We start from the raw sequence: 25,621 nt of genomic DNA, 5'->3' as shown, positions 1-25,621 counted from the left end.
AGGAAAATGTCGATGTGCCCGGCTGTGCCAGTGCCATTGCGGCGGTAGCCAAACAGGTGGTGGCCGGCAATCTGGAGACGCTGGAACAGATGCTGGCGGCTCAGGCCGTCACCCTGAATCTGCTATTTCAGGATCAGGCCCGGCGCGCACTGGCAGCCAAACACGACAAGGCCAGAGAACTGGAACTCAAGCTGGCGCTAAAGGCGCAGGCGCAGTGTCGTGCCACTGTCGAAGCGCTGGCCGAGATCAAGAACCCGGCGCCCAAGGTCTTTGCCCGGCAAGCCAACATTGCGCACGGGCCGCAGCAGGTCAACAACCACGCGCCCGCGCGCGGAAAAAAATCTGGCAGGCAGTCAAACGAACTATTGGAAACCCAAAATGAGCAAAGCGAATGGCTGGACGCCGGAGCGGCGGGCGAAGCAGGCAGAACTGATCCGGCAATGGCGGCCGTGGGAGAAATCCACCGGCCCAACCAGTGAAGCCGGCAAAGCCAACAGCAGTGGTAACGCCACTCGTCATGGCCTCTATCGCCACCAGGCACGCGCTGAGCGTGCCCAACTGACCCAACTGATCAGCCTGTTTACGCTACAGCGAAAAGACGGATAACGCAGCCTGACATCCGAGGGAGTTTGGTATAGCGGATCGATACATATTGCGAGCCGCGGTCACTGTGATGGACAGCGCATCCCGCGTTGGCTGACGTGCCCACAGCGCCTGCTCCAAGGCGTCCAGAACAAACTCTGGATGGCATCAAGGCATGCCAATGCCTCGCGCCATAGCGCGCGAGCACGATTGTGAAGTGTTGTCAGGGATTTTACTGGTGTGCTTTGTGGCCGCCAACATTCAGTACTCTGAGAAGGATTAGTAGCCAAACAGGGCGACCCCTGGCTACTGCTTTCTCTTGATGAGCTTCAAATCATCTTCGCTTCCCGTTCGTGGACTTTAGCCCGCAGCAGCTCGTTCAACGCTTGGCCACTCACACCAAAATGGATTTCACGATGGCAGCTAGGGCAGATGGCGCCGACAAACTGTGGGTGGTCCAGCCCTCCATCGGACAGTCGGTTAATATGATGGGGCTCTAAGTAGGGTGTGCCGTCACTTTTTCGGACAAAGGGCGCGGGATTGTCACACAGTTCACACACACCTTCCGACCGCGCCAGCACATATCGCTTCACCCGCGCACTGCGCTGATAGGCAATACGCACAGACTCTTGCGGCGGCTTGGTTGTTTCCTGTGGCTGACAGGCCGCAATCGCCGCATGTCGTAGGTCGGCCAGGCTAGCTCCCGCAAAAAGTGCAATATCAGAGTTAAGCACTGCCTCTTCTTCCTGTGTCTCAAGCCGCTTCCCGGCAACAGCCATCAGCAGAAACACAATCACATTCCGTTCATCACCATTCTTGTCCGGGCCGCGCTTCACCTCGTGTGATGCGTAGACATATTCCCCAAGGTAACGACACGGTTTGCCCTTGCCCAGGGTTTCGAACACATGCAGAGCCCGCCCAGTGGAGGCATGCGTGGCAATCGCTAGATTGCCACTCTTCATCTGCATGTCACCAACCTGCCCTTCGCCGGTGTAGCTCGGGCACTCGGTTTTTTCATCGAAGTCATCAGCATAGCCATATTGCTCGCCTGAGCTACCCGTAAACAGAAACACCACTGGGGCCTGTCGTGACGGCGCAATACCACTTTGCCCACTACCACCAAAACGACCGGTTATTTCATACCGGCGGCTATATGTCTGACCAATCTGAAAACGGGGGATTTCAACGTCCACATTAAGCTCCAGAGCTATTTATGCCTACACTTTACCGGATTTCTTGCATAACCCCGACCTGACGGGCTTGGTAGGTAACCTCGGCCGCCCCCATTTCATACGAATGGCGCAGAGGAAGAAAACGCCAGAAACGACGCACCCAATTGACATGCTGTTATTTGATACTAGGATGTAATGTCTTACGCGCAAAGTGTCGCACAGCATATCCAGCAAGCGCTGGCGTCACAATTCCATCCTGATCTGTACTATCTGGCACAAATAATCATAAGCGATTGAAAATAATTTGAAAATAGAGGACGCGTCACCGGCTTCAGGTGGAAGCTGATTTTGGAGCAATTATGAAACGACTACTATTTTTGTTCGCAAATTGTTGCATCCCTTTGATGGCGAATGCAGGTGTTTGCGAGATGTCATGGGACGCCGACAATATCGTCAAATCCCTATCTGATCGGCCGTCATATCTGAAAATTCCGCTGAAGGACAAGAATCAGGGCACGAACGAGGTAACCCTTGCTCAGGTTCGTGCGTTCCATGACGCAAAGGAGAAAATCGCGCAGGTTGCTGGGACCTCCCCAAATTTAATCATTTGCGGTGACCCTGAACCGAATGCCTTTGCATCGACTAGCTCTAAAGGCGAAGTTGTTGGCGTTACGCTGGGCATGCTGCGCTTGGCGGATGGCGACCCTGACATGGCTGCTGCTGTCATCGGCCACGAATTCGCGCACCACGTTAAGCATCATGAATCTGCTACACAAAATAGAAATGCAATAATCGGCCTGATTGGCCTAGTTGCTAGTATTGCCCTGGAATATAACATTCAGGAGAAGTACGGTGTGGGTGGACTTGGGCTCGATTTGGGCCAACTCGGCGAAGCTCTTGCTTCGAGAAAGTTCGACCGAGATCAGGAACGGGAGGCTGATGATCTGGGATTTCAATACATACTTGCAGCCGGACTCAATCCGACAGGTTCAATCAAACTGGCAGAACGTTTCAGCCAACTCGGGCACGGCGGCGGCGGATGGTTCTTTGATAGCCACCCTGGATGGGATGAACGGGCTGAGCTTTTCAAGATAAAGATTGCAAGTAGCCCAGAGGCCCAGCAAATAATAGCCCGCGCCAGTTCATCGCTAAAAGAGGATGCTCAGCACGCCAGCAAATGGGCGGAAACAGATAAGACCGATGCTCAGCGATGCGATAGATACGCATCCTTCGAAGATGTCTCCGAGCGCGATATACGAAAAGCACATATTGGATATATCGACGTGGAACAAGCATTACCGCCATGTTCGGCTGCCTACAAAAAGAATCCGAAGAACACCCGAATCCAAGCGCAACTAGCGAGAATCTACTTCCAGCAAGGGAAGTTTACTAAAGGGGTTGAACTCGCCAAGACCTCGATGAAAGATCAGCGGGTTGCTCTTGTTATGCTCGCATATGCATATCAGCATGGAATAGGTGGACTCCAGCTCGATCTCTCGAAGGCCGCAAAACTCTTACAGCAGGGAGTTGACCGAGGGGAGCCAGACGCCATGAATGGCCTTGGAGCCGCCTATGCACATGGGAAAGGTGTAGAGAAAGATGAAAGACTTGCATTAGACCTTCTTCAGCGTGCTGCCGACACCGGCGAACTTGATGCCATTTACAATCTTGCTACCGTCCGCTTCTTTGGGCTGTTTGGTGCCAACAAAGACGTAAATGAGGGCCTGCGCTTGATGCGAAAATCAGCCGATAGTGGTTATCCAATTGCGCTGCTCAGGCTGGGCATGATGTTGGCGGCGAGAGAGAAGCGCATGACACCTGAAGCTCAGCGCTACATTGCAAATGCGAGAGAGCAGATTGAGCAACTTTCTCGCCAGGGGTCAGTTGAGGCAATGGCAGCCTTGGGTGAAATATTTGAGAAAGGGATAGGAGCCCCCAAAAATCATAACAAAGCATTTGACCTCTATCTTACGGCAGCAAACCATAGCCATATCAAAGCAATGACCCGTCTGGGTATCGCATATCTTGATGGCATGGGTACTGATATAAATCCATCCAAGGGAAGACAGTGGCTGGAGAAGGCCGCCAAGTTGGGTTCAGACGCCGCCGAAAAGAAGTTAAAGGAAATCGGAGACGGTTAGCGATGCAGTGCAATGTCAGATTTGCACAAAAATCCGGACACACCCCTCATTCAGCAATGTGATCATGAGACCCCATGACCACCTTATGCCTATATTCCTGCCATCAGCCAAAAGTAACCCAGAAAGTAACCCAAAACAGACATATCAAGCAGGCAAGAAAAAAGGCCATCCAGATGGATAGCCTAAGTTCTTGATTCTGTTGGTCGGGATAGTAGGATTCGAACCTACGACCCCTTGCACCCCATGCAAGTGCGCTACCGGACTGCGCCATACCCCGACTAAAGAGCGGCTATTATATTGGGTAAATCAATCCTTGCCAATACCCAAATCAAGCCAAGCCAGGATGGATTGCAGCTCTTTGCGCACCTCGCCGGCAGTCATCGTCGCCGGCGCCCCGCTTTGCTGCTGCAGGCGCTGACGTGCGCCCTGGATAGTAAAACCGTCATCGTACAGCAGGCCACGAATGCGCCTGATCAGCAGCACTTCCTGATGCTGGTAGTAGCGACGGTTACCCCTGCGCTTGATCTGGCCCAGCTGGAGAAACTCCTGCTCCCAGTAACGCAACACATGGGGTTTGACCCCCGACAGTTCACTCACTTCACCAATGGTGAAGTAACGCTTGGCCGGGATTGCCGGCAGTTCAACAGTTGTCATTATTCTGTTCAACCATGCCCTTCAGTTTCTGACTTGCATGAAACGTTACCACACGGCGCGCGGTGATGGGAATCTCCTCGCCGGTTTTGGGGTTACGTCCGGGACGCTGCGGCTTGTCGCGCAGTTGAAAATTACCGAAGCCGGACAGCTTGACACTGTCTCCGACTTCAAGGGCGACACGGATTTCCTCAAAAAACGATTCCACCATGTCCTTGGCTTCGCGCTTGTTCAAGCCCACCCGGTCAAACAACAGGTCGGCCAACTCGGCTTTGGTCAAAGTCATGAACACACCTCAGAAACAACGATAACAAAATCATCCCCCGCTCGCAGGCGGGGGAATACTTCGGGAAAACAACAGGATACAGGATATCAGGCGCGAAGGCTTGCCTGATGATCGGCAGCAACGGCAGACAGCATGGCGGCAATCACCGGCTCGACATCCTCGTCGGTCAGCGTGCGCGTCATGTCCTGCAACTGGATGCGGAAGGCCAGGCTCTTCTTGCCCTCTTCCACGCCCTTGCCGCGATACACATCGAACAGCGCCACTTCGCTCACGATAGGGCTTGAGGCACGGGCAAAGCTCTCCAGCATGGCCTCAACTTCAACGCGCTCATCCACCAGCAAAGCCAGGTCGCGACGCACCGCCTGGAAGCGCGAAACCGCCTGCGCCTTCACCGGCACCACACCTTGCGCAGCGGCAAAGTCGATCTCGAACAGCACCGGTGCCGATGGCAGGTCATAAGCCTGCACCCAGCGCGGGTGCAGCTCACCGATCAAGCCGATCACTTGACCATCCAGCAACACCTCGGCACAACGGCCCGGATGCAGCGCGGCATGCGTTGCGGCACGGAAGCTTGGCCGGCGCGGCGCCAGCAAGGCTTCGACATCGGCCTTCACATCATAAAAGTCGACACGCTCGGCCTTGAGCGACCATTGCTCGGCCACACGCGGCCCCCAGGCCAGCGCTGCAATCTTTTCCGGCTGGGCGAAGCCGCCTTCGGCCTTGGAGAACACGCGCGCCACCTCAAACACACGCACGCGCGGCTGTTTGCGGTTGATATTGGACGACAGCACATCGACCAGACCGCCGATCAGCGTCGAGCGCATCACGCTCATCTGGCTGGCGATCGGATTAATCAGGCGCACCGGGTCGAGGTTGGCGGCAAAATCGGCTTCCCACTTTTCTTCGACAAAGGCGTAGCTGACCACTTCCTGATAATCGCGACCGGCCATAAAGTGGCGCACAGCCGCACGCGGGCGGCGGTTTTCCGGCAGCGGCAACATGGACTGGCGCGAGCGTGGCGCATCAGACGGAATGGCATCGTAGCCATAGACGCGGGCAATTTCTTCGATCAGATCCACTTCGATCTCGATATCGAAACGGAAGCTAGGCGCGGCAACGGCAAAACCTTCCGCAGAGGCCTGATACGGCAACCCCAGACGCGACAGGGTCTGGCCAATTTCGTCAGCCGACAGAGAAATGCCCAACACCCGCGCGACGCGTGCGGTGCGTACCATCACATCATTGCGCACCGGCAATCCGCCCACCGCCTCAATCAGCGGCCCGGCTTCGCCGCCGCAAATTTCCAGCACCAATGCCGTCGCACGCTCCATCGCATCGCGCTGCAGTTCAAAATCCACCCCGCGCTCGTAGCGGAAGGAAGAATCCGAACCGAAACCCAGCGTCCGCGCCTTGCCGGCAATGGCTTCCGGTGCAAAGAATGCGCTCTCAAGGAAAATGTCGCGACTGGCGGTAGTCACACCACTGTCCAGCCCCCCCATGATGCCGGCAATCGCCAGCGCCTTGCTGTCGTCAGCAATGACCATGGAGTCAGGCGCAAGCGCGACTTCTTTTTCATTCAGACAGACCAGCGTTTCGCCCGCTTGCGCGAAGCGCACGGTAATGCCGCCATCGACCTTGGCCAGGTCAAAAGCGTGCATGGGCTGACCCTGTTCAAGCAGCACATAGTTGGTGATATCGACAATGGCCGAGATGGAACGCAAGCCGGAGCGTTCAAGACGACGGCGCATCCACTCAGGCGTCGCCGCTGCCGCATCGACATTTTTCAGCACACGGCCGATATAGCGCCCGCAAGCCTTGCCAGCAGCCAGTTTCACCGTGCGCACTTCGTCATGCACGGCTGCAACCGGTGCAATGGCAAACGGCTGCTGTGCGGTGGCTGTAAGCGCGGACACTTCGCGCGCCAGACCCTTGATCGACAGGCAGTCGGCACGGTTAGGGGTAATTTTCAGGGTGAACAGCGTGTCGTCCAGCCCCAGATAGTCGCGGATACTGCTACCGACCGGCGCATCGGCCGGCAGCACCAGCAAGCCGTCCACCTCGTCCGGCACACCCAGCTCCTTGCCCGAGCACAACATACCGTTGGACTCGACGCCACGCATCTTGGTCGGCTTGATCTTGAAGTCGCCAGGCAGGACGGCACCGGACATGGCACACGGCACTTTCAGACCGACGGCCACATTGGGTGCGCCGCAAACGATCTGCACCAGTTCGCCCGTACCCACATCGACCTTGGTCACGCGCAGACGATCGGCGTTTTCGTGCTTGACCACTTCCTTGACTTCGGCCACCACGACACCGGAGAACACCGGTGCAGCAGGCGTGGTTTCCTCGACCTCGAGGCCGGCCATGGTCAGCAAATAAGAGAGTTCATCGCTGGAAATCGACGGATTGACCCAGCTTCTCAGCCACTGTTCGGAAAATTGCATAGTCTTGTCGGCTCCGCGCTCAGTTGAACTGTTTAAGGAAGGACAGATCGTTCTCGAAGAAGAGACGCAGATCGTTCACGCCATAGCGCAGCATGGCAAAGCGGTCCAGACCGATACCGAAGGCAAAGCCGGTATAACGCTCGGCATCGATGCCGACATTGGCCAATACATTCGGGTGCACCATGCCGCAGCCGCCTACTTCCAGCCAGCCCTTCTCGCCCAGCACGTCGATTTCGGCCGACGGTTCGGTAAACGGGAAGAACGATGGACGGAAACGCACCTGCAGGTCTTCGCGCTCGAAGAAGCGGCGCAGGAAGTCGGTGATGGTGGCTTTCAGGTCGGCAAAGCTGACATCCTCGTCCACCCACAGCCCTTCCATCTGGTGGAACATCGGCGAGTGCGTGGCATCGGAGTCGACGCGATAAACACGGCCCGGCGCGATAATCTTGATCGGCGGCTGATTGTCCAGCATGTAACGCACCTGGATCGGCGAGGTGTGGGTACGCAGCACATCGCCGCCTTCCACATAGAAGGTATCCTGCATGGCACGCGCAGGGTGGTCTTCCGGAATATTCAGCGCCTGGAAGTTGTGGAAATCGGTCTCGATTTCCGGGCCGTCGGCCACCTCAAAGCCCATGGAGCGGAACAACTCGGTAATGCGTTCCAGCGTCAGCGTCACCGGATGCAGGCCACCCGTGCCCATGCCGCGACCGGGCATGGTGACATCCAGCGCTTCGGCAGCCAGCTGCTGCTCGAGCTTGGCGGCATTGATCGCATCGCGGCGCGCATTGTGCGCGGCTTCAAATGCCTGCTTGGCGGCATTGATCACCGCACCGGCGCTCTTGCGCTCGTCCGGTGCCAGCGCACCCAACTGCTTGAGCAAGCCGGTCAGCTCGCCGCTTTTACCCAGATATTTTGCCTTGACCTGTTCCAGCTCGACCAGATCAGCCACCGTCGCCAGCGCCGATAGTGCCGACTCGAGAATCACATCCACGTTGTTCATTATCGGGATCCAATGTGAAGAAAACTGACCACACGCTTGGGCGTCTGGTCAGCGTTCTTGGAAAGTTTTACGAAAAAAAGGGAGGCTTAAGCCTCCCTTTAAATCATCTGGCGATTAAGCAAGCTTGGTTTTTGCGATCTCGACGATCTGGGCAAAAGCCGGCTTGTCGAAGATAGCCATATCGGACAGAACCTTACGGTCGATCTCGATAGCGGCTTTCTTCAGGCCGTTCATGAACTTGCTGTAGGACAGACCGCATTCACGCGCAGCGGCGTTGATACGGGCAATCCACAGACGGCGGAACTGACGCTTTTTCTGACGACGGTCACGATAAGCGTACTGTCCAGCTTTCATTACCGCTTGCTTGGCAACGCGGTAGACGTTCTTGCGACGGCCGCGATAGCCTTTCGCCAGAGCGAGGATTTTCTTGTGACGGGCGCGAGCGGTGACACCGCGTTTTACACGTGGCATTTATAACTCCTTAGGCGTAGGGCAACATTGCACGAACAGACGGCATATTGCTGGCATCTACCATGGTAGTACCGCGCAACTGACGTTTGGTCTTGGTGGTCTTCTTGGTCAGGATGTGACGCTTGAAAGCGTAAGAACGCTTGACACCACCATTGCCCAGAACCTTCAGACGCTTTTTGGCGCCCGACTTGGTTTTCATCTTCGGCATTAGGAAGACTCCTGCTGAAACTGAGTTAGATTAGATGCAAGGTGGACCGGCAAACCTAAGCCTGCCTGACACTTGGGAACCCATACATCACGCTTTTAATAGCCCGCAGAGGGCTATAAAACCAACGCGACAGGACTAGCCTGTCGCGTCAAGATGATGATTATACCCGATTATTTCTTTTTCGGGGCAATCATCATGACCATCTGACGACCTTCAAGGCGCGGAAACTGCTCAACCACACCGATATCGAGCAGATCTGCCTCGACACGGCGCAGCAGCGCAAGACCGATATCCTGGTGCGCCATTTCGCGACCGCGGAAGCGCAAGGTAATCTTGGCCTTGTCACCATCTTCCAGGAAGCGAATCAGGTTACGCATCTTGACGTTGTAGTCGCCATCATCGGTGCCAGGACGGAATTTGACTTCCTTGATCTGGATCTGCTTCTGCTTGGACTTGGCTTCCTGACGCTTTTTGGACAGCTCGTACTTGAACTTGCCGTAGTCCATCAACTTCACAACCGGCGGTTGCGCATTGGGAGAAATCTCTACCAAGTCAACATCCTGCTCTTCAGCAAGTGCCAGTGCCTCGCGCAGACTCACAATACCGAGCTGCTCACCTTCATTACCTACCAAACGAATTTCGCGAGCGGTAATCTCGCCGTTAATCCGTGGTTCGCGTTCCTGAGCTATGGCCAAATCTCCTATACATTAATCTATCGTGCTGGTGCCGATTCAGGCTGCTGGCATTTCTGCCTTGAGCCGGTCGATAAACGCGGAAAGCGTGAGTTGCCCCAAGTCTTCGCCACGTGCCCGTACGGCCACCAGTCCTTCTGCCTTTTCCTTGTCGCCGACAATAATCTGATACGGCAACTTCTGCAGACTGTGCTCGCGGATTTTATAACCGATCTTCTCGTTTCTCAAGTCAAGATCGACGCGGAAGCCTTGCTTCTTCAATGTTTCGACCACCTCGGTCGCATAATCGGCCTGCGCTTCGGTGATATTCATCACTACCATCTGCACCGGCGCCAGCCACAGAGGGAATGCACCGGCATGGTTTTCGATCAGAATGCCGATAAAGCGTTCGAGCGAACCCAGGATGGCGCGATGCAGCATCACCGGACGCTTGCGGCCGTTTTCTTCGGTCACATACTCGGCATCCAGACGCTCCGGCAGCACGAAATCCAGCTGCAGCGTACCACACTGCCAGGAGCGACCCAGCGCATCCTTGATATGGTATTCGATCTTGGGGCCATAAAACGCACCCTCGCCCGGCAGCTCTTCCCACTCTACGCCGCAAGCAGACAGCGCATCGCGCAGGCCCTGCTCGGCCTTATCCCACACCTCATCGGAACCGGCACGCTTCTCCGGACGCAAAGACAGCTTGATGGCGACATTATCGAAACCAAAATGCCGATACACCGCCATGGTCAGCTCGTTAAAAGCCTGCGCCTCGGCATTGACCTGTTCTTCGGTACAGAAAATATGCGCATCGTCCTGCACGAAGCCGCGCACGCGCATCAGGCCGTGTAAGGCACCGGTCGGCTCGTTGCGGTGGCAGGCGCCGAATTCGGCCAGACGCAGCGGCAAATCACGATAAGAGCGCAAACCCTGATTGAATACCTGCACATGCCCCGGGCAATTCATCGGCTTCACCGCATAGTCACGCTTTTCCGACTCGGTGGTGAACATATTGTCGCGGTAGTTCTCCCAATGGCCGGACTTCTCCCACAAGGAGCGGTCCATCATCATCGGGGTGCGGATTTCCTGGTAACCGGCCGCATCCAGCGTCTTGCGCATGTACTGCTCAATGTTCTGCCACAGGTTCCAGCCCTTGGGATGCCAGAACACCATGCCCGGCGCCTCGTCCTGCAGATGGAAGAGATCCAGCACCTTGCCCAGCTTGCGGTGGTCGCGCTTTTCCGCCTCTTCCAGCATATGCAGATAAGCCGCCAGATCTTCTTTCTTGGCCCAGGCCGTACCGTAGATACGCTGCAGCATTTCGTTCTTGCTGTCGCCGCGCCAGTAAGCACCAGCCAGCTTCATCAGCTTGAACACCTTGAGCTTGCCGGTCGACGGCACGTGCGGACCACGGCACAGGTCGGTAAAGTCGCCTTCCTTATACAGCGAGAGCACCTCGCCCTGCGGAATGGACTCGATAATCTCGGCCTTGTACGCCTCACCGATACTCTTGAAGTAGGCAACAGCCTCGTCACGCCCCATGGTCAGGCGCTCGACCGGGATATCCTGCTTGGCCAGCTCGGCCATTTTCTTTTCAATCGCCAGCAAGTCTTCCGGCGTAAACGGGCGCTTGTAGCTGAAGTCGTAGTAGAAACCGTTTTCGATTTCCGGCCCGATGGTCACCTGCGCATCCGGGAACAGGGTTTTCACGGCATACGCCAGCAAGTGGGCGGTCGAATGGCGGATCACCGACAGGCCGTCGGCGTCTTTATCGGTAATGATCGCCAGACTCGCGTCTTTTTCGATCAAAAAAGAAGTATCAACCAGCTCGCCATCTACACGCCCAGCCAGCGCAGCGCGCGCAAGACCGGTGCCGATGGATGCGGCGACTTCATGAACAGTAACAGCGGCATCGAAAGAACGAACAGAACCGTCTGGCAGGCGGATATCAGGCATCGCAACTCCAACTTTAGATAAGGAAATGCGCCACAGGGCGAGCATGCATTGGAAAAAAGAATAAAAAAAAGCGCGGCCGAGCCGCGCTTTTTATCATGAAGCAACCCAAGGCTCGAAGGTAACGAGTTTAAAGGGTAGTGGTTGTGCTGGACATATCCACCTGAAGCTCCATGCGAATATTTTTGGTAGGCGATACTGGAATCGAACCAGCGACCTCCACGATGTCAACGTGGCGCTCTAACCAGCTGAGCTAACCGCCTGTAAATCTGAGACACAGATATTAATCATTCCGGCACGACTTGGCAAGGATTTTATCCGAAAAACTTGAAAAGCCGGCTTTGCGCTATACTGGCGCGTTGATTTTGCACAAGATTTGCACCCATGCTCAAGTTTACCCTGCACAAAACATCGGGCGGCGCACGCCGCGGCACACTGGAACTCAACCACGGTACGGTGGAAACCCCCGTTTTCCAGCCGGTCGGCACTTACGGCTCGGTCAAGGCGATGAGCCCGCTGGAACTGAATGAAATCGGCGCCCAGATCATCCTTGGCAATACCTTCCACCTGTGGCTGCGCCCGGGACTGGAAGTCATCGAATCGTTCGGCGGCCTGCACGGTTTTATGGGCTGGGACAAACCGATACTGACCGACTCCGGCGGCTTTCAGGTATTCAGCCTCGGCGCCCTGCGCAAGCTGACCGAAGAAGGCTGCACCTTCCACAGCCCGGTTAATGGCGACAAGCTGTTCCTGTCGCCCGAGATCTCGATGAAGATCCAGACGGTGCTCAACTCCGACATCGTCATGCAACTGGATGAATGCACCCCAGGTCAGGTTGACCACAAGACGGCAGAAAGCTCGATGCAGATGAGTTTGCGCTGGGCGGCGCGCTCGCGTCAGGCCTTTGACGATCTGAACAACCCGAATGCCCTGTTCGGCATTGTGCAGGGCAACCTCTATACCGATTTGCGCCAGAAGTCGCTGGAAGGTCTGATGGAAATCGGCTTTGACGGCATCGCCATCGGCGGCCTGTCGGTCGGCGAGCCCAAGCCCGAGATGTATCGCATGCTGGAAGAAATGCGCGACATGCTGCCGGCAGAAAAACCACACTATCTGATGGGCGTCGGCACACCGGAAGACCTGGTACAAGGCGTAGCCAACGGCATTGATATGTTCGACTGCGTCATGCCGACCCGCAACGCACGCAACGGCTGGATTTTCACCCGCTACGGCGACATCAAGATCAAGAACGCACGCCACAAGCTGGACCATGCACCACTGGATGAAGAATGCAGCTGCTATGCCTGCCGCAACTTCAGCCGCGCCTACCTGCACCACCTGCACCGTACCGGCGAAATCCTCGGTGCCCGCCTCAATACCATCCACAACCTGCATTACTATCAGGAACTGATGCAGGAAATGCGCGATGCAATCGACGCGGATCGCTTCGAAGACTGGCGTGCGTCCTTCCACGAAAAGCGTGCCCGCGGCGCCTGAATCAAAACAATAAATTGACGCCGATGGAACCCGTCATGACATGACGGGTCGGATAGCGCTTATCTATCCGCCACCATCGCGGTTGGAAAAGCATCGCGTCATCGTTACAATCACCGGTCTATCCGTATTCCGGCCTGACACTACCTGAGGGAGTTCACAGATGTTTATTGCCCCTGCCTATGCAGCAGACGCCGCTGTAGCCGGCTTCGATATCATGCAGTTCCTGCCCATGATCGTGATCTTCGTGCTGTTCTGGTTCTTGCTGGTTCGCCCGCAACAGAAACGCATGAAGGAACAGCAGAAAATGCTGTCCGAGATCGTAAAGGGCGATGAAGTCGTTACCCAGGGCGGCATGATAGGGCGCGTGACCAAAGTCACCGACCAGTACCTGACACTGGAAATCACCAGCGGTGTGGAAATCACCATCCAGCGTGGCGCCGTAGCGGCCAAGCTGGAAAAAGGCACGATGAAGTCCCTGTAAACCCCAGGAGCAGGCCGCCTTTGTCGCGGCCTGCTTTTTGCCTAGTACCCTCCCCATGAATCGCTACCCGCTCTGGAAATACCTCGTCATCGCGGTGGCCCTGATCGTATCGACGATCTATACGCTGCCCAACTTTTACGGCGAGACACCGGCTGTACAGATCTCCAGCTCACGCCAGTCGATACCGGTCGACACAGCCGTTATGGCGCGCGTGGAAGAGGCCCTCAAAAGCCATCAGATCGCAGCGGATGGTCTCTATCTCGACAACGGCAGCCTGAAAGTCCGCTTCAAGGATCCCGACACGCAAATCAAGGCGCGTGACGTCATCCAGCAGGCACTGGGCGACAACTACATTATTGCGCTCAACCTCCTGGCTGCATCGCCACAATGGCTGACCAAGATACATGCCAACCCGATGTTCCTCGGTCTTGACCTCAGGGGCGGCGTGCACTTCCTCTTGGAAGTGGATATGAAAGCCGCGACCGACAAGACAATGGAACGCTACGCCGGCGATATCCGCCGCGAACTTAAAGACAAGAAAATCCGCTATGGCAATATCCGCCGTACCGGCACCACGCTGGACGTACAGCTAAGAGATGCTGAAACGCTGGCCGCGGCAGAAAAAGCCATTGTGCGCACCCTGCCCGGCCTGACCATCAAAGCGGATGACACCAACTTCCGCCTGCTGCTTACGCTCAAACCGGAAGAGATCACCCGTATCGAATCCGATGCCGTCAAGCAGAACATCACCACCTTGCACAATCGTGTCAACGAACTGGGCGTCGCCGAACCGGTGATCCAGCAAGCCGGCCCGAACCGTATCGTGGTGCAGTTGCCCGGCGTGCAGGACACCGCCAAGGCCAAGGACATCCTGGGGCGTACCGCCACCTTGCAAGTCCGCATGGTGGAAGACGACAACGCCAAAGTGGCCGAAGCACTGGCAGGCAACCCGCCGGCCGGCTACGAGCTACTGGACGAGCTGACTTCGCGCGGCCCGCAGAAAATCCTGGTGAAGAAGGATGTCGAACTGACCGGTGACAATATCAACGACGCCCAGCCGACCTTCGACGAAAACGGCGCCCCGGCTGTCAGCATCAACCTCGACTCGACCGGTGCCGGCATCTTCCGCGATGTAACGCGCGAAAACATCGGCCGGCGCATGGCGATGATTCTGGTAGAAAAAGGCAAGAGCGAAGTCGTGACCGCACCGGTCATCCGCGCCGAAATCGGCGGTGGCCGCGTGCAGATCTCGGGTTCGATGAACTCGGCCGAAGCCAACGATACCGCCTTGCTGCTGCGCGCAGGCTCGCTGGCGGCACCGATGCAGATTATCGAAGAGCGCACCGTCGGCCCAAGCCTGGGCAAGGAAAACATCGAGAAGGGCTTTAACTCCACCTTGTGGGGCTTTGCCGCCATCGCCGTATTCATGGTGATCTACTACCGCGTCTTCGGCGTGATCTCGGTACTGTCGCTGGGTGTCAACGTGCTGATGTTGGTAGCCATTTTGTCCATGCTGCAGGCGACACTGACGCTACCGGGTATCGCCGCTATCGCGCTGACGCTGGGCATGGCGATTGACGCCAACGTACTGATCAACGAGCGGGTACGCGAAGAACTACGCAACGGCATGCCGCCGCACTCGGCCATCCAGGCCGGCTACGCCCATGCCTGGTCGACGATTCTCGACTCCAACGTCACCACCATGATCGCCGGCCTTGCGCTGCTGATCTTCGGTTCCGGCCCGGTACGCGGCTTTGCCGTCGTGCACTGTCTGGGCATCCTGACCTCCATTTTCTCGGCCGTGCTGGTTTCACGCGGCTTCGTGAATCTGTGGTATGGACGCCAGCGCCGCCTGACCTCGATCTCGGTCGGTCAGATCTGGAAACCGGAAACCAAGTAAGGGACTACCATGGAGCTTTTCCGCATCAAACGGGATATCCCGTTCATGAGCTACGGCAAGCTCACCACCGCGATTTCGCTGGTGACCTTTATCCTTGCCGTGTTCTTCCTGTTCAGCAAGGGGCTTAACCTCAGCGTCGAATTCACCGGCGGTACGGTGATGGAGGTGCAGTACGCGCAGTCGGCCAACCTGAAGGACATCCGCCCACGCGTGGATAGCCTGAAACTGGGCGAGGCACAGGTGCAGAGCCTGGGCAGCAGTCGCGACGTACTGATCCGCCTGCCGGTGAAAAAAGACATCAGCTCGGCGCAACTGTCCAACCAGGTGTTGAACACACTCAAAGCCGGCGATACGCAGGTCGAGTTGCGCAAAGTCGAGTTTGTCGGCCCGTCGGTCGGTGCCGAACTGGTCTCCCACGGTCTGATCGCGCTGACCATGGTATGCCTGGGCATTATTGCCTATCTGGCGCTGCGCTTTGAATGGCGCTTTGCCGTATCGGCCATCATTGCCAACATGCACGACGTGGTGATCATCCTCGGCTGCTTTGCCTTCTTCCAGTGGGAGTTCTCGCTGACGGTACTGGCCGGCATACTGGCGGTGCTGGGCTACTCGGTCAACGAGTCGGTGGTGGTATTCGACCGTATCCGCGAAAACTTCCGCAAGCCGGGCATGCGCAACAAGAGCACGGCCGAAGTCATCGACAACGCCATCACCTCGACCATGAGCCGTACCATGATCACCCACGGCTCGACCGAGACCATGGTGCTGTCCATGCTGCTGTTCGGCGGCCCTGCCCTGCACGGCTTTGCCATGGCACTGACCATCGGCATCGTGTTCGGCATCTACTCGTCGGTACTAGTGGCAAGCCCCCTGGCGCTATGGCTGGGCATCAAGCGCGAACACATGATCAAGCCGCCCAAACAGAAGCAGGAAGCGGTGGTCTGATTCACCCAATCGCAGACAAGGGCCGGCCTAGCCGGCCCTTTTTCACCTCTGTGTTTGCCGGAAGGCTTGGCCCCAGACCGAGCCTTGCGGCAAGCAAACCGGAAAGCCCCTTATGGAACTGATTCAATTCGTCATCGACTTTATCCTGCACATCGACGTGCATCTGGCTGAACTTGCCGCCGCCTACGGGCCGTGGATCTACGCCATCCTGTTTTTGATCGTGTTTTGCGAAACCGGGCTGGTGGTCACGCCTTTCCTGCCCGGTGACTCGCTGCTGTTTGTCGCCGGCGCACTGGCCGCCATGGGTGAAATGAATATCCACGCCATGGTGGCGCTATTGATCTGCGCGGCGATTATCGGCGACGGGGTCAACTACGCCATCGGCCGCTACTTTGGTGAAAAGCTGGCGGCACGCTACCCCAAGCTGATCCGTCCCGAGTACCTGGCCAAAACCCATACTTTCTATGAAAAGCATGGAGGCAAAACCATCATCCTCGCCCGCTTCGTGCCCATCGTGCGTACTTTCGCGCCCTTTGTGGCCGGCATCGGCAAGATGGGCTACCGCCATTTCGCCTTTTACAATGTCACCGGTGCGGTGCTATGGGTAAGCAGTTTCGGCTACGCCGGCTACTTCTTCGGCAATATGCCCATCGTTAAAAAGAACCTGACGCTGCTGATCTTCGGCATTATCTTCGTCTCCATCCTGCCCGGTGTGATCGAGTTCTGGCGCCACAAGCGCGCCGCCAGCAAGCAGGCAGCACAATGAAACGCATACAGAAGCTGTCCGACCATCTGGTCAACCAGATCGCCGCCGGCGAAGTGGTCGAACGCCCGGCATCTGCCTTGAAGGAAATGCTGGAAAACAGCCTGGACGCGGGGGCGAGCAAGATCAGCGTCGATCTGGCGCAAGGCGGCATCAAGCTGATCCGCGTCAGCGACAACGGTTCAGGCATCGCGGCGGATGATCTGGCGCTGGCGCTGGACAGGCACGCCACCAGCAAGATTGCGTCGCTGGACGATCTGGAACAAGTCTCGACGCTGGGTTTTCGCGGCGAAGGGCTGGCCAGCGTAGCCTCGGTGTCGCGCCTGACACTGGTGAGCCGGCCGCAAGGCGAGCCCCACGCCCACCAGATTGTCGCCATCGATGGCACGCTGCATCCGGTCGAGCCGGCAGCCCACCCCGAGGGCACCTCGGTCGAGATGGTGGACCTGTATTTCAACACGCCGGCGCGGCGCAAATTCCTCAAGAGCGAGGCCACCGAATACGCCCATTGTGCAGCCACCTTCGAACGCATCGCCCTGGCCCACCCCGGGGTCGAGATGATATTGCGCCACAACGGCAAGGTGGTCAGCCGCCTGCCGGCACAAAGCCTGGCCGACCGCGTCGGTGCCATCTTGGGTCGCGACTTTGTCGATGCCTCGCTAATCATAGACAGCGCAGCGGCAGGCTTGAGCCTGCGCGGCCTGGTGGCATCCCCCACCTTTTCCAAAGCCAGCCGCGACGCACAGTATTTCTACGTCAACGGCCGCTTTGTACGCGACAAGACCGCACAGCATGCGCTACGCCAGGCCTACCGCGACGTGCTGCATCATGAGCGCCACCCGGCTTACGCCCTGTTTTTCACGCTGGATCCGGCCGGTGTCGACGTCAATGTCCACCCGACCAAGATCGAGGTGCGTTTTCGCGAAAGCCAGGCCATCCACCAGTTTCTGTTTCATAGCGTGCACAAGGCGCTGGCCGCCAGCGCCGGCAACAATGCCACGGCCGCCACACCCAATGCCAGCGTAGCAGCAGTACCGGCAGACGAGAGTAGCAAGCCAGTTCCCACGGCCATTAGCATGCCGGTCAACCCCACACCGGCCACCGCGCCCTTATTTCCGCCTGTGCGCACCGATAGTCCGCCACGCAGCCACACCCCGTTTGCGCCGCGCTTCGAGCAGCAACGCATTCCGCTCGCGGTGGCACGCGAGGCGGTCGGCGTTTACGACAAGCTGTTTACCGGTCTGCGTGACGAAGAGCGCGCCACCGCCGCGCAGTCGGTGACAGATCCGGCACCATTCACACCGCCCCCGCCAGCACCAGACAACGGGGACGGCATTCCGCCGCTGGGCTTTGCGCTGGCGCAATTGCACGGCGTGTATATTCTGGCGCAGGCGGTAGATGGGCTGGTCCTGGTCGACATGCATGCCGCCCACGAGCGCATTGTGTATGAGCGGCTGAAAAATGCACTGGAAAGCGATGTCATCCCGATGCAGCCCCTGCTGCTGCCAGTCTCCTTCGGGGCGGATCGTTTTGAAGCGGCCTGCGCGCAGGAGCACGGCGAGGCGATGCAAAAGCTGGGGATAGAACTGGCACCGCTGTCGCCCACACAGATTGCCATACGCGGCGTCCCCATCTGGCTGAAAGACGGCGATGCGGTCGAACTGGCGCGCGCGGTACTCAAAGATGTACGCGAACACGGCATGAGTGCGGTATTGACCGAGCGGCGCAATGAACTACTGGCTGGCATGGCCTGTCACGGTGCCGTGCGCGCCAACCGCCAGCTGACGCTGACCGAAATGAACGCCCTGCTACGCGACATGGAGGCCACCGAGCGCTCCGGCCAGTGCAACCACGGCCGCCCGACCTGGACGCGGCTCACCATGCGCGACCTGGACAAGCTGTTTATGCGCGGGCAGTAAGCGCGCCACCCTGCGCTGCCAGTTGCGCCAACACCCCCTCCAGACTCGCCAGCCCTTCCGGCCATTGATGGTGGCCAGAGGCGACATTGATATGGCCCGCGTCATCCAGCCAATGGATCGGCACATCCCAGTGATCCGCCAGATACTGGGCGCGCTCGGCACGGCAGAAGGGATCGGTGCGGCTGGCCACGACAGATGCCGGAAACGGCAAGGGGGCCAGCGGCAGCGGTGCGAAGTCCTGCAAGGCCGGTGGCGCATCGGGGCGCTCGACATCGGCAGGCGCCACCAGCAAGGCAGCGACAATTGCCTGCGGATAAAGCCGCGCATAATGCGCGAGCGCAATGCAGCCCAGACTGTGTGCGATCACCACCACCGGCTTCTTCGCCTCACCTATCGCCTGATGCAGCCCCGCGAGCCAGTCGCGGCGCAGCGGGCGCGCCCAGTCGCTGTTGCACACCCGGCGCGCCGCCAATAACTGCTGCCAATGACTCTGCCAGTGTTCGGGCGCGGAATTGTTCCAGCCCGGCTGGATCAGGAAATCGAATTGTCCAGAAAATGCCTGCATGGCTGCACCTGTAGCAACGGATATTGATACGCCATTATTTCATGCATGAGCCAGCTCAAAAAAGAATATAAACCTAAATTCAAATATCCAATAAGAATATAAAACATCTCCCTGTTCTTGCCCTGCCATTCACTTCCGCTGTCACGGCCTTGACCTGCCCGCCCCCCCCTGCCTGTGCACATTGCTACCCGCAATATTTGCCCCTGCCGCCAGCTGGATCAGCGCGGTGTCACAAGCAGTTCCACCCGTACAACAAATGTTTATTTAAAAATAAAACATATTCACAATAAGTTTTATATGCATATCTATTCATGTAAAATTGAACCGCATATACAGCTTTCCAAGCTCCCTAATTTTGAGTCACGCCGGAGTCAAATAAAGTGAAAACCATCTTCCTGGTGGATGATTCGGCCACCATTCTGCTGAGCATCTCCAATATCCTCGGCAAAGCCGGCTTTGCCACCGACAAGGCCAGCAACGCGGAAGAAGCCTTGCGCAAACTCAAGGCCGGCGCCAAGGCCGACCTGCTGCTGACCGACCTCAATATGCCGGGCATGAATGGCATCGAGCTGATCAAGGAAGTGCGCAAGCTGCCCAACTGCCGTTTTATCCCCATCCTGCTGCTCACCACCGAATCACAGCAGACGAAAAAGATGGAAGCCAAGGCCGCTGGCGCCACTGGCTGGATCGTGAAGCCGGCCACGGCGGACGAACTGCTCAAAACCATCGGCATGGTTCTTCGCTAAAGGAATCACCATGTCGCTCGGCGACCTTATGAAGCGCACCCTGCTGGTGGCCTTGCTCGTAGCCAGCAGCGCAGCCTTTGTCATCTACTTCTTTCATGACGACTTCCACCAGACTTTCCTGCCCGGACTAGGCATCAGCCCGAGCGTAGGCGACGGTATCGGTGTTTTCCTGATCGTGATGCTGGCCTTCCTCGCGCAGCATGCCCTATCGCTGGCGTTCTATCGTGACCTGCAGTTTGGTCTGGCCGGGCCGGACCCGGAACTGGCCGGCAAGCTTAACGATGCAGAGGCCATGAATACGGAGATCGCACGCGAACTACAGAGCGTGCGCCAGTACAACGAAGTGCTGCGCCAGCAACTGGCCCATATCAGCCAGGAAACCGAACAGGCCGCCTTCGATATCACCGAACGCCTGCAAGCCATCGACGTGGTCGTCACCCGGCTGGACAGCTTTGTCACCGACACGGCCGGACGCTCCAGCGAGATCGTCAGCCTGTCAGAGCATAATATTTCCGAAAACACACAGCTGATTTCACGCATGGAAATCTATATCCGCGAGCGCATGGACGAGGTAGCCCAGGATCGCCAGCGCATCGAGGCCATCGCCGGCGAGACCGAAGAGCTGGGCCAGTTGGTAACCCTGATCAAGCAGATTTCCGGCCAGACCGACCTGCTGGCGCTCAATGCCGCAATCGAGGCTGCACGTGCCGGCGAAGCCGGGCGCGGCTTCGCGGTGGTTGCTGATGAGGTGCGCAAACTCTCGACCGCGACCGATGCTGCCGTCGGCAAGATCAATGACGGCATCCATGCGGTCAGCGATTCGATCCGCCAGCAGTTCCAAGACAAGATCTCGCACAGCAAGATCGACGAGGAACGGCTGGCGCTGGGCCAGTTCTCCACCCAGCTCTCCAGCCTGGGCGCCGGCTATCAGAGCCTGCTCGAACAGGACATGCATGTACTGGAAACGGTGCGAGGTGCCAGCAACGAGCTGGCCGGCATGTTCATGGAAGCGCTGGCCAGCGTGCAGTTCCAGGACATCACCCGCCAGCAGATCGAGCAGGTACAGCAGGCGCTGATCCGGCTGGATGAGCACTGCGAACACCTGTCGGCACGCATGCTGGCCGCGCGCGACCAAGACTTTCATTACACCCCGCTGGATGAGCGACTAGAGGCACTGTACGCCTCTTATGTCATGGCCTCGCAGCGCACGACCCACCGCGAGGCGCTGCAGGATGGCGGCCCGCGCGAAACGGATTCCGCCAAGATCGAGCTGTTCTGAAGGAGCGACAGATGGGCGATACGGTACAACTGACCCTGAGCCAGGATCTGGTAATCGAAAATGCACACGCACTCAAACCGCAGCTAGTGGATGCGCTCGAACGCGCCGCTCACTTGGAGCTGGATCTGGAACAGGTTGCCGAAATGGACAGCGCGGGGCTGCAATTGCTATTGCTCGCCCGGCGCGAAGCCGACCGGCAAGGCAAGACGCTGCATATCCGCGGCTGCAACGACAGTCTGCGCCAGACGCTGGCATTCTGCCGCCTCGATACCCTGCTCGGCGATGAAGCGCAGCCGGCAGCAAACCGACAGAACTGAGGCTCACCATGGATGAATTGACCAGCGTATTTATCCAGGAAGGGCGCGAGCAGTTGCTCGCGCTGGAGAACGGCCTGCTCGAGCTTGAGCAGCGGCCGGACGACAGGGACAATATCAACAGCATCTTCCGTGCGGCACACACCATCAAGGGCGCATCGGGTGTGATCGAGTGCCACTTTATCGAAGGCTTCATGCATAAGGTGGAGAATGTGCTCGACCGGCTGCGCAATGGCGAGATTCAGGTATCGGATACGCTGGACAGCCTGCTTTTGCGCTGCTGCGACCACCTGAACCTGCTGATGGGCGTGCTCGAGTCGGGCAAGGCCGAACCGCCGGATGATGTGCAGGCAGCCGGCAGCCTGCTGCTGGCCGAACTGGCTGCCCGCAGCGGCATGCCCGCCCCGGCCGTGCAGGCCGAAGCCATCCCCGCCACCTCCGAGCCCTCAACTGACGGAGATGTCTGGCATGTCTCGGTGCGCTTCGGCCCCGATGTAATGCGCGGCGGACTGGATCCGCTGGCCTTTATCCGTTATCTGGGCTCGCTGGGCGAAGTCGTCGCACTGGAGACGGTGCCCGATGCGATGCCGCCGGCGGCAGACATGGACCCGGAATCCTGCTACCTCGGTTTCGAGGTCAGGTTGAGCACCCATGCCGACAAAGCCACCATCGAAAACGTGTTCGATTTCTGCCGCGATGAATGCGAACTGCACATTCTGCCGCCACAAAGCCGGCTGGCCGCCTATATCGAGCTGATCGGCAAACTGCCGGAAGACGAAATGCGCCTGGGCGAGATCCTGGTGCGCTGCGGTGCACTGACCGAAGCCGAACTGCAACAGGGTCTGGCTGTACAACATGCTGCGCGCACTGGCGAAACGCCCCCGCTCGCCCCGCCCCAGATCGGCGAAATCCTGATCGAGCAGAAAGTCGTACACAAGGAAGTGGTCGAAGCGGCCATCAGCCGGCAAAGTCAGGTCAGCGAGAAAAAAGCGGTCGAGGCCCGCCTGATCCGGGTGCAGGCTGACAAGCTCGACCAGTTGATCGATCTGGTGGGCGAACTGGTGATCGCCGGCGCCTCAGCCAATCTGCTGGCCACAAAAAGCGGACAAAGCCAGCTGGTCGAGACCACCTCCATCCTGTCGCGACTGGTGGAAAACATCCGCGATGCGGCCTTGCAGCTACGCATGGTACAGATCGGCGAGACCTTTAACCGCTTCAACCGCGTGGTGCGCGATGTCTCGCGCGAACTGGGCAAAGAAATCGAGCTGAAGATTTCCGGCGCCGACACCGAGCTGGACAAATCGGTGGTCGAGAAGATCGGCGACCCGCTGATGCACCTGGTGCGCAACTCGATGGACCACGGCATCGAACCGGCCGCCATGCGCGAAGCGCAAGGCAAGCCGCGCTGCGGCACCGTCGCGCTCAATGCCTTCCACGACTCCGGCAGCATCGTGATCGAGGTCAGGGACGACGGCGCCGGCCTGCCACGCGACAAGATTTTTGACAAGGCGGTCGAAAAAGGCCTGATCCAGCCGAGCCAGACTCTCAGCGATCAGGAGATCATCAATCTGATCTGGGAGCCGGGTTTTTCTACCGCCGAACAGGTTACCAACCTGTCCGGGCGCGGCGTCGGCATGGATGTGGTACGGCGCAATATCCAAAGCCTGCGCGGCAGCTGCGATGTCAGCTCCAGCGAGGGCCAGGGCACCACCTTCTCCATTCGCCTGCCGCTGACTCTGGCCATCATCGACGGCTTCCTGGTCGGAGTAGGCAAATCCACTTACGTCATCCCGCTGGACTCGGTGATCGAGTGCATCGAGCTTAAAGAAAACAGCAGCCGCTGCGCCTTCCTCAACCTGCGCGGCGAGGTGCTGCCCTTTATCCGGCTGCGCGAGCTGTTCGGGATGGACGGCCCCAGGCCGGAGCGGGAAAGCGTCGTGGTGGTCCAGTACGCCGGCACCAAAGCCGGCATCGTGGTGGATCAGCTGATGGGGGAATTCCAGACGGTGATCAAGCCGCTGTCGGGAATATTCCAGCAACTGCGCGGCATCGGCGGCTCCACCATTCTGGGCAGCGGCGAAGTGGCGCTGATTCTGGAAGTACAGGCACTGGTGCAGCGGGCGGCCCGCAACGAAGAACACGAGGCACGCAAGGGCAGTTCGCCCCGGCTGGCCGCAACAATTTGACCATTTTCATACCGTGGAGAAACGGCATGTTGAACAACCTGAAAATCGGCACGCGGCTGGCCATTGGCTATGCCCTGATCCTTGCTCTGCTCGCTGCCATGGCACTGACCAGCTATGCCCGCATCTCCGAGCTGTCGCATGAAATCAACCTGACGGTACAGGACCGCTTCCCCAAGGTGGTTCAGGCCAACGAGGTCATCGGCGCGATCAACGTCATCGCCCGCCAGCTGCGCAACGCCTATATCTTCACCGGCCCCGAACAAGACAAGTCGCTAGCGACTGTGGCCGAACAGCGCAAGGTGATTACCGAGCGCCTGACCACGCTGGAAAAAGCCATCACCAGCGAACAGGGTGTCGTCTTGCTGGACAAGATCAAGCTCGCCCGCAACAACTATGTCGAACATCAGGAACAGCTGATCGAGCTGATCAAGGCCGACAACAGGGAGGCCGCGGCCGCGCTGCTGCAAGGAAACCTGCGCAGCACCCAAACCGCCTATATCGGCGCGGTGAACGAGCTGATCGACTACCAGATAAAGCTGATGAATGAGTCCGGCGAGGCAGCAGCAGAACTGTCACAGCAGACGCAGCTGCTGCTGATCGCGCTAGGCGGCATCGCGGTCACCCTGACCCTGCTGATCGGTTTCTTGATCACACGCAGCATCACCCGTCCGCTGGGCGAGGCCGTCGGCGCCGCGAAGAAGATGGCCGCCGGTGACTTCGGCTTCACACTGGAGAACCAGCACCGCGACGAAGTGGGTGAAATGGTGCGCGCGGTCGGTGCCGTCCAGACCTCGGTGCAGGCCATGGCGGCGGACACCCGCCTGCTGAGCCTGGCCGCCGTCGAAGGCCGACTGGACACCCGCGCCGAGGCCGGCAAGCATCAGGGCGAATTCAAGTCCATCGTCAGCGGCGTCAACGACACCCTGGATGCGGTGATCGGCCCGCTGCAAGTTGCCGCCGACTACGTCGCGCGCATCGCCCGTGGCGACATCCCAGCCAAGATCAGCGACAGTTACAATGGCGACTTCAACCTGCTGAAAAACAACCTGAATACCTGTATTGAGGCAGTCAACCGCCTGATTGCCGATGCCCGACAGCTGTCCGAGTCGGCGGTCGCAGGCAAGCTCGACACCCGTGCCGATGCCAGCATGCACCAGGGCGACTTCCGCAGCATTGTCACTGGCGTCAACGACACCCTCGACGCCGTGGTGTCGCCGATTCGCGACGTACAGCGAGTGATGGCCGCAATGGAACAGGGCGACATGACGCAGTCCATCACCACGCAGTACCAGGGCGACTTTGCCGCGCTGGCAGCTGCCATCAACAACACGATCGCCAAGCTGTCCGACACCATCGCCCAGATCACCACGGCGGCCGATGCGCTGTCCAATGCAGCAGGCCAGGTTTCCGCCACCGCCCAGTCGCTGTCGCAGTC

Annotated in this window: 23 protein-coding genes and 2 tRNA genes; 13 read left to right on the top strand and 12 right to left on the bottom strand. The window is 58.3% G+C overall.

Translation table 11 applies throughout. The features are described 5' to 3' along the window. Nucleotides 1–479 (top strand): hypothetical protein (locus tag EGI20_RS08295; RefSeq protein WP_498631074.1); only part of this gene is annotated, 479 nt, incomplete at its 5' end. A 432-nt stretch (nt 480–911) separates the two neighbouring features. Here the strand turns inward: EGI20_RS08295 and EGI20_RS08290 are convergent. Next, a complete protein-coding gene (locus tag EGI20_RS08290) occupies nt 912–1,775 on the bottom strand; it encodes an HNH endonuclease (RefSeq protein ID WP_498631073.1) in 864 nt (287 codons plus the stop codon). Between the two features lie 338 nt (nt 1,776–2,113). Between EGI20_RS08290 and EGI20_RS08285 the strand changes: the two genes are divergently transcribed. Further along, entirely contained in the window at nt 2,114–3,895 is a 1,782-nt protein-coding gene (locus EGI20_RS08285) for a M48 family metalloprotease (protein ID WP_498631072.1), read from the top strand. A 200-nt stretch (nt 3,896–4,095) separates the two neighbouring features. Here the strand turns inward: EGI20_RS08285 and EGI20_RS08280 are convergent. From EGI20_RS08280 to EGI20_RS08235, 10 genes are all read right to left on the bottom strand, one after another. Then, a tRNA-Pro gene (locus EGI20_RS08280) sits at nt 4,096–4,172 on the bottom strand. Between the two features lie 29 nt (nt 4,173–4,201). Then, on the bottom strand, nt 4,202–4,549 hold the full coding sequence (locus tag EGI20_RS08275; RefSeq protein ID WP_124734196.1) for a MerR family transcriptional regulator: 348 nt from the start codon (nt 4,547–4,549) through the stop codon (nt 4,202–4,204). Further along, nucleotides 4,536–4,832, bottom strand: coding sequence for an integration host factor subunit alpha (locus tag EGI20_RS08270; protein ID WP_124734195.1), 297 nt, complete (start codon nt 4,830–4,832; stop codon nt 4,536–4,538). Before EGI20_RS08270 ends, EGI20_RS08275 begins: the two co-directional genes overlap by 14 nt. 86 nt (nt 4,833–4,918) lie before the next feature. Beyond that, complete coding sequence (gene pheT / locus EGI20_RS08265) at nt 4,919–7,279, bottom strand: phenylalanine--tRNA ligase subunit beta (RefSeq protein WP_498631071.1); 2,361 nt, start codon at nt 7,277–7,279, stop codon at nt 4,919–4,921. Between the two features lie 19 nt (nt 7,280–7,298). Beyond that, a complete protein-coding gene (pheS, locus tag EGI20_RS08260; RefSeq protein WP_124734193.1) occupies nt 7,299–8,282 on the bottom strand; it encodes a phenylalanine--tRNA ligase subunit alpha in 984 nt (327 codons plus the stop codon). A gap of 114 nt (nt 8,283–8,396) precedes the next feature. Then, complete coding sequence (gene rplT / locus EGI20_RS08255; RefSeq protein ID WP_124734192.1) at nt 8,397–8,753, bottom strand: 50S ribosomal protein L20; 357 nt, start codon at nt 8,751–8,753, stop codon at nt 8,397–8,399. A gap of 10 nt (nt 8,754–8,763) precedes the next feature. Continuing rightward, nucleotides 8,764–8,961 (bottom strand): 50S ribosomal protein L35, encoded by a 198-nt coding sequence (rpmI, locus tag EGI20_RS08250; protein ID WP_124734191.1) that lies wholly within the window; start codon nt 8,959–8,961, stop codon nt 8,764–8,766. 170 nt (nt 8,962–9,131) lie between these two features. Then, nucleotides 9,132–9,656 carry a translation initiation factor IF-3 gene (gene infC, locus EGI20_RS08245; protein WP_124734190.1) on the bottom strand — a complete coding sequence of 175 codons (525 nt, stop codon included), beginning with the start codon at nt 9,654–9,656 and terminating at the stop codon, nt 9,132–9,134. Between the two features lie 36 nt (nt 9,657–9,692). Continuing rightward, the gene (gene thrS / locus EGI20_RS08240; RefSeq protein ID WP_124734189.1) at nt 9,693–11,594 is read right to left on the bottom strand and encodes a threonine--tRNA ligase; all 1,902 of its coding nucleotides are present in this window, start codon (nt 11,592–11,594) and stop codon (nt 9,693–9,695) included. A 183-nt stretch (nt 11,595–11,777) separates the two neighbouring features. After that, nucleotides 11,778–11,854: transfer RNA gene (locus EGI20_RS08235), tRNA-Val, on the bottom strand. 121 nt (nt 11,855–11,975) lie between these two features. Between EGI20_RS08235 and tgt the strand changes: the two genes are divergently transcribed. From tgt to mutL, 6 genes are all read left to right on the top strand, one after another. Further along, complete coding sequence (gene tgt, locus EGI20_RS08230) at nt 11,976–13,088, top strand: tRNA guanosine(34) transglycosylase Tgt (protein WP_124734188.1); 1,113 nt, start codon at nt 11,976–11,978, stop codon at nt 13,086–13,088. A gap of 160 nt (nt 13,089–13,248) precedes the next feature. Next, entirely contained in the window at nt 13,249–13,569 is a 321-nt protein-coding gene (gene yajC / locus EGI20_RS08225; protein ID WP_124734187.1) for a preprotein translocase subunit YajC, read from the top strand. 55 nt (nt 13,570–13,624) lie between these two features. Beyond that, nucleotides 13,625–15,469 (top strand): protein translocase subunit SecD, encoded by a 1,845-nt coding sequence (gene secD, locus EGI20_RS08220; protein WP_498631070.1) that lies wholly within the window; start codon nt 13,625–13,627, stop codon nt 15,467–15,469. A gap of 9 nt (nt 15,470–15,478) precedes the next feature. Continuing rightward, a complete protein-coding gene (gene secF / locus EGI20_RS08215) occupies nt 15,479–16,414 on the top strand; it encodes a protein translocase subunit SecF (protein ID WP_498631069.1) in 936 nt (311 codons plus the stop codon). A gap of 118 nt (nt 16,415–16,532) precedes the next feature. Then, a complete protein-coding gene (locus tag EGI20_RS08210; protein WP_498631075.1) occupies nt 16,533–17,180 on the top strand; it encodes a DedA family protein in 648 nt (215 codons plus the stop codon). After that, nucleotides 17,177–19,096, top strand: coding sequence for a DNA mismatch repair endonuclease MutL (gene mutL / locus EGI20_RS08205; protein ID WP_498631068.1), 1,920 nt, complete (start codon nt 17,177–17,179; stop codon nt 19,094–19,096). Before EGI20_RS08210 ends, mutL begins: the two co-directional genes overlap by 4 nt. Here mutL and EGI20_RS08200 read toward each other — a convergent pair. Beyond that, nucleotides 19,080–19,661, bottom strand: a complete 582-nt coding sequence (locus EGI20_RS08200) for an RBBP9/YdeN family alpha/beta hydrolase (RefSeq protein ID WP_498631067.1) — start codon at nt 19,659–19,661, stop codon at nt 19,080–19,082. The two genes, mutL and EGI20_RS08200, sit on opposite strands and share 17 nt — an antisense overlap. A 380-nt stretch (nt 19,662–20,041) precedes the next feature. On the opposite strand from EGI20_RS08200, the gene EGI20_RS08195 reads away from it, so the two are divergent. From EGI20_RS08195 to EGI20_RS08175, 5 genes are all read left to right on the top strand, one after another. Then, complete coding sequence (locus EGI20_RS08195; protein WP_498631066.1) at nt 20,042–20,407, top strand: response regulator; 366 nt, start codon at nt 20,042–20,044, stop codon at nt 20,405–20,407. Between the two features lie 10 nt (nt 20,408–20,417). After that, nucleotides 20,418–21,686 carry a methyl-accepting chemotaxis protein gene (locus EGI20_RS08190; protein ID WP_498631065.1) on the top strand — a complete coding sequence of 423 codons (1,269 nt, stop codon included), beginning with the start codon at nt 20,418–20,420 and terminating at the stop codon, nt 21,684–21,686. Between the two features lie 11 nt (nt 21,687–21,697). Beyond that, complete coding sequence (locus EGI20_RS08185) at nt 21,698–22,003, top strand: STAS domain-containing protein (protein ID WP_498631064.1); 306 nt, start codon at nt 21,698–21,700, stop codon at nt 22,001–22,003. An 8-nt stretch (nt 22,004–22,011) separates the two neighbouring features. Continuing rightward, nucleotides 22,012–24,186 (top strand): chemotaxis protein CheA, encoded by a 2,175-nt coding sequence (locus EGI20_RS08180; RefSeq protein WP_498631063.1) that lies wholly within the window; start codon nt 22,012–22,014, stop codon nt 24,184–24,186. A gap of 26 nt (nt 24,187–24,212) precedes the next feature. Beyond that, nucleotides 24,213–25,621 (top strand): MCP four helix bundle domain-containing protein (locus EGI20_RS08175; RefSeq protein ID WP_498631062.1); only part of this gene is annotated, 1,409 nt, incomplete at its 3' end.

The organism is Aquitalea sp. S1-19 (assembly GCF_024343515.1).
This window is presented reverse-complemented; position numbering and strand designations above follow the sequence as displayed.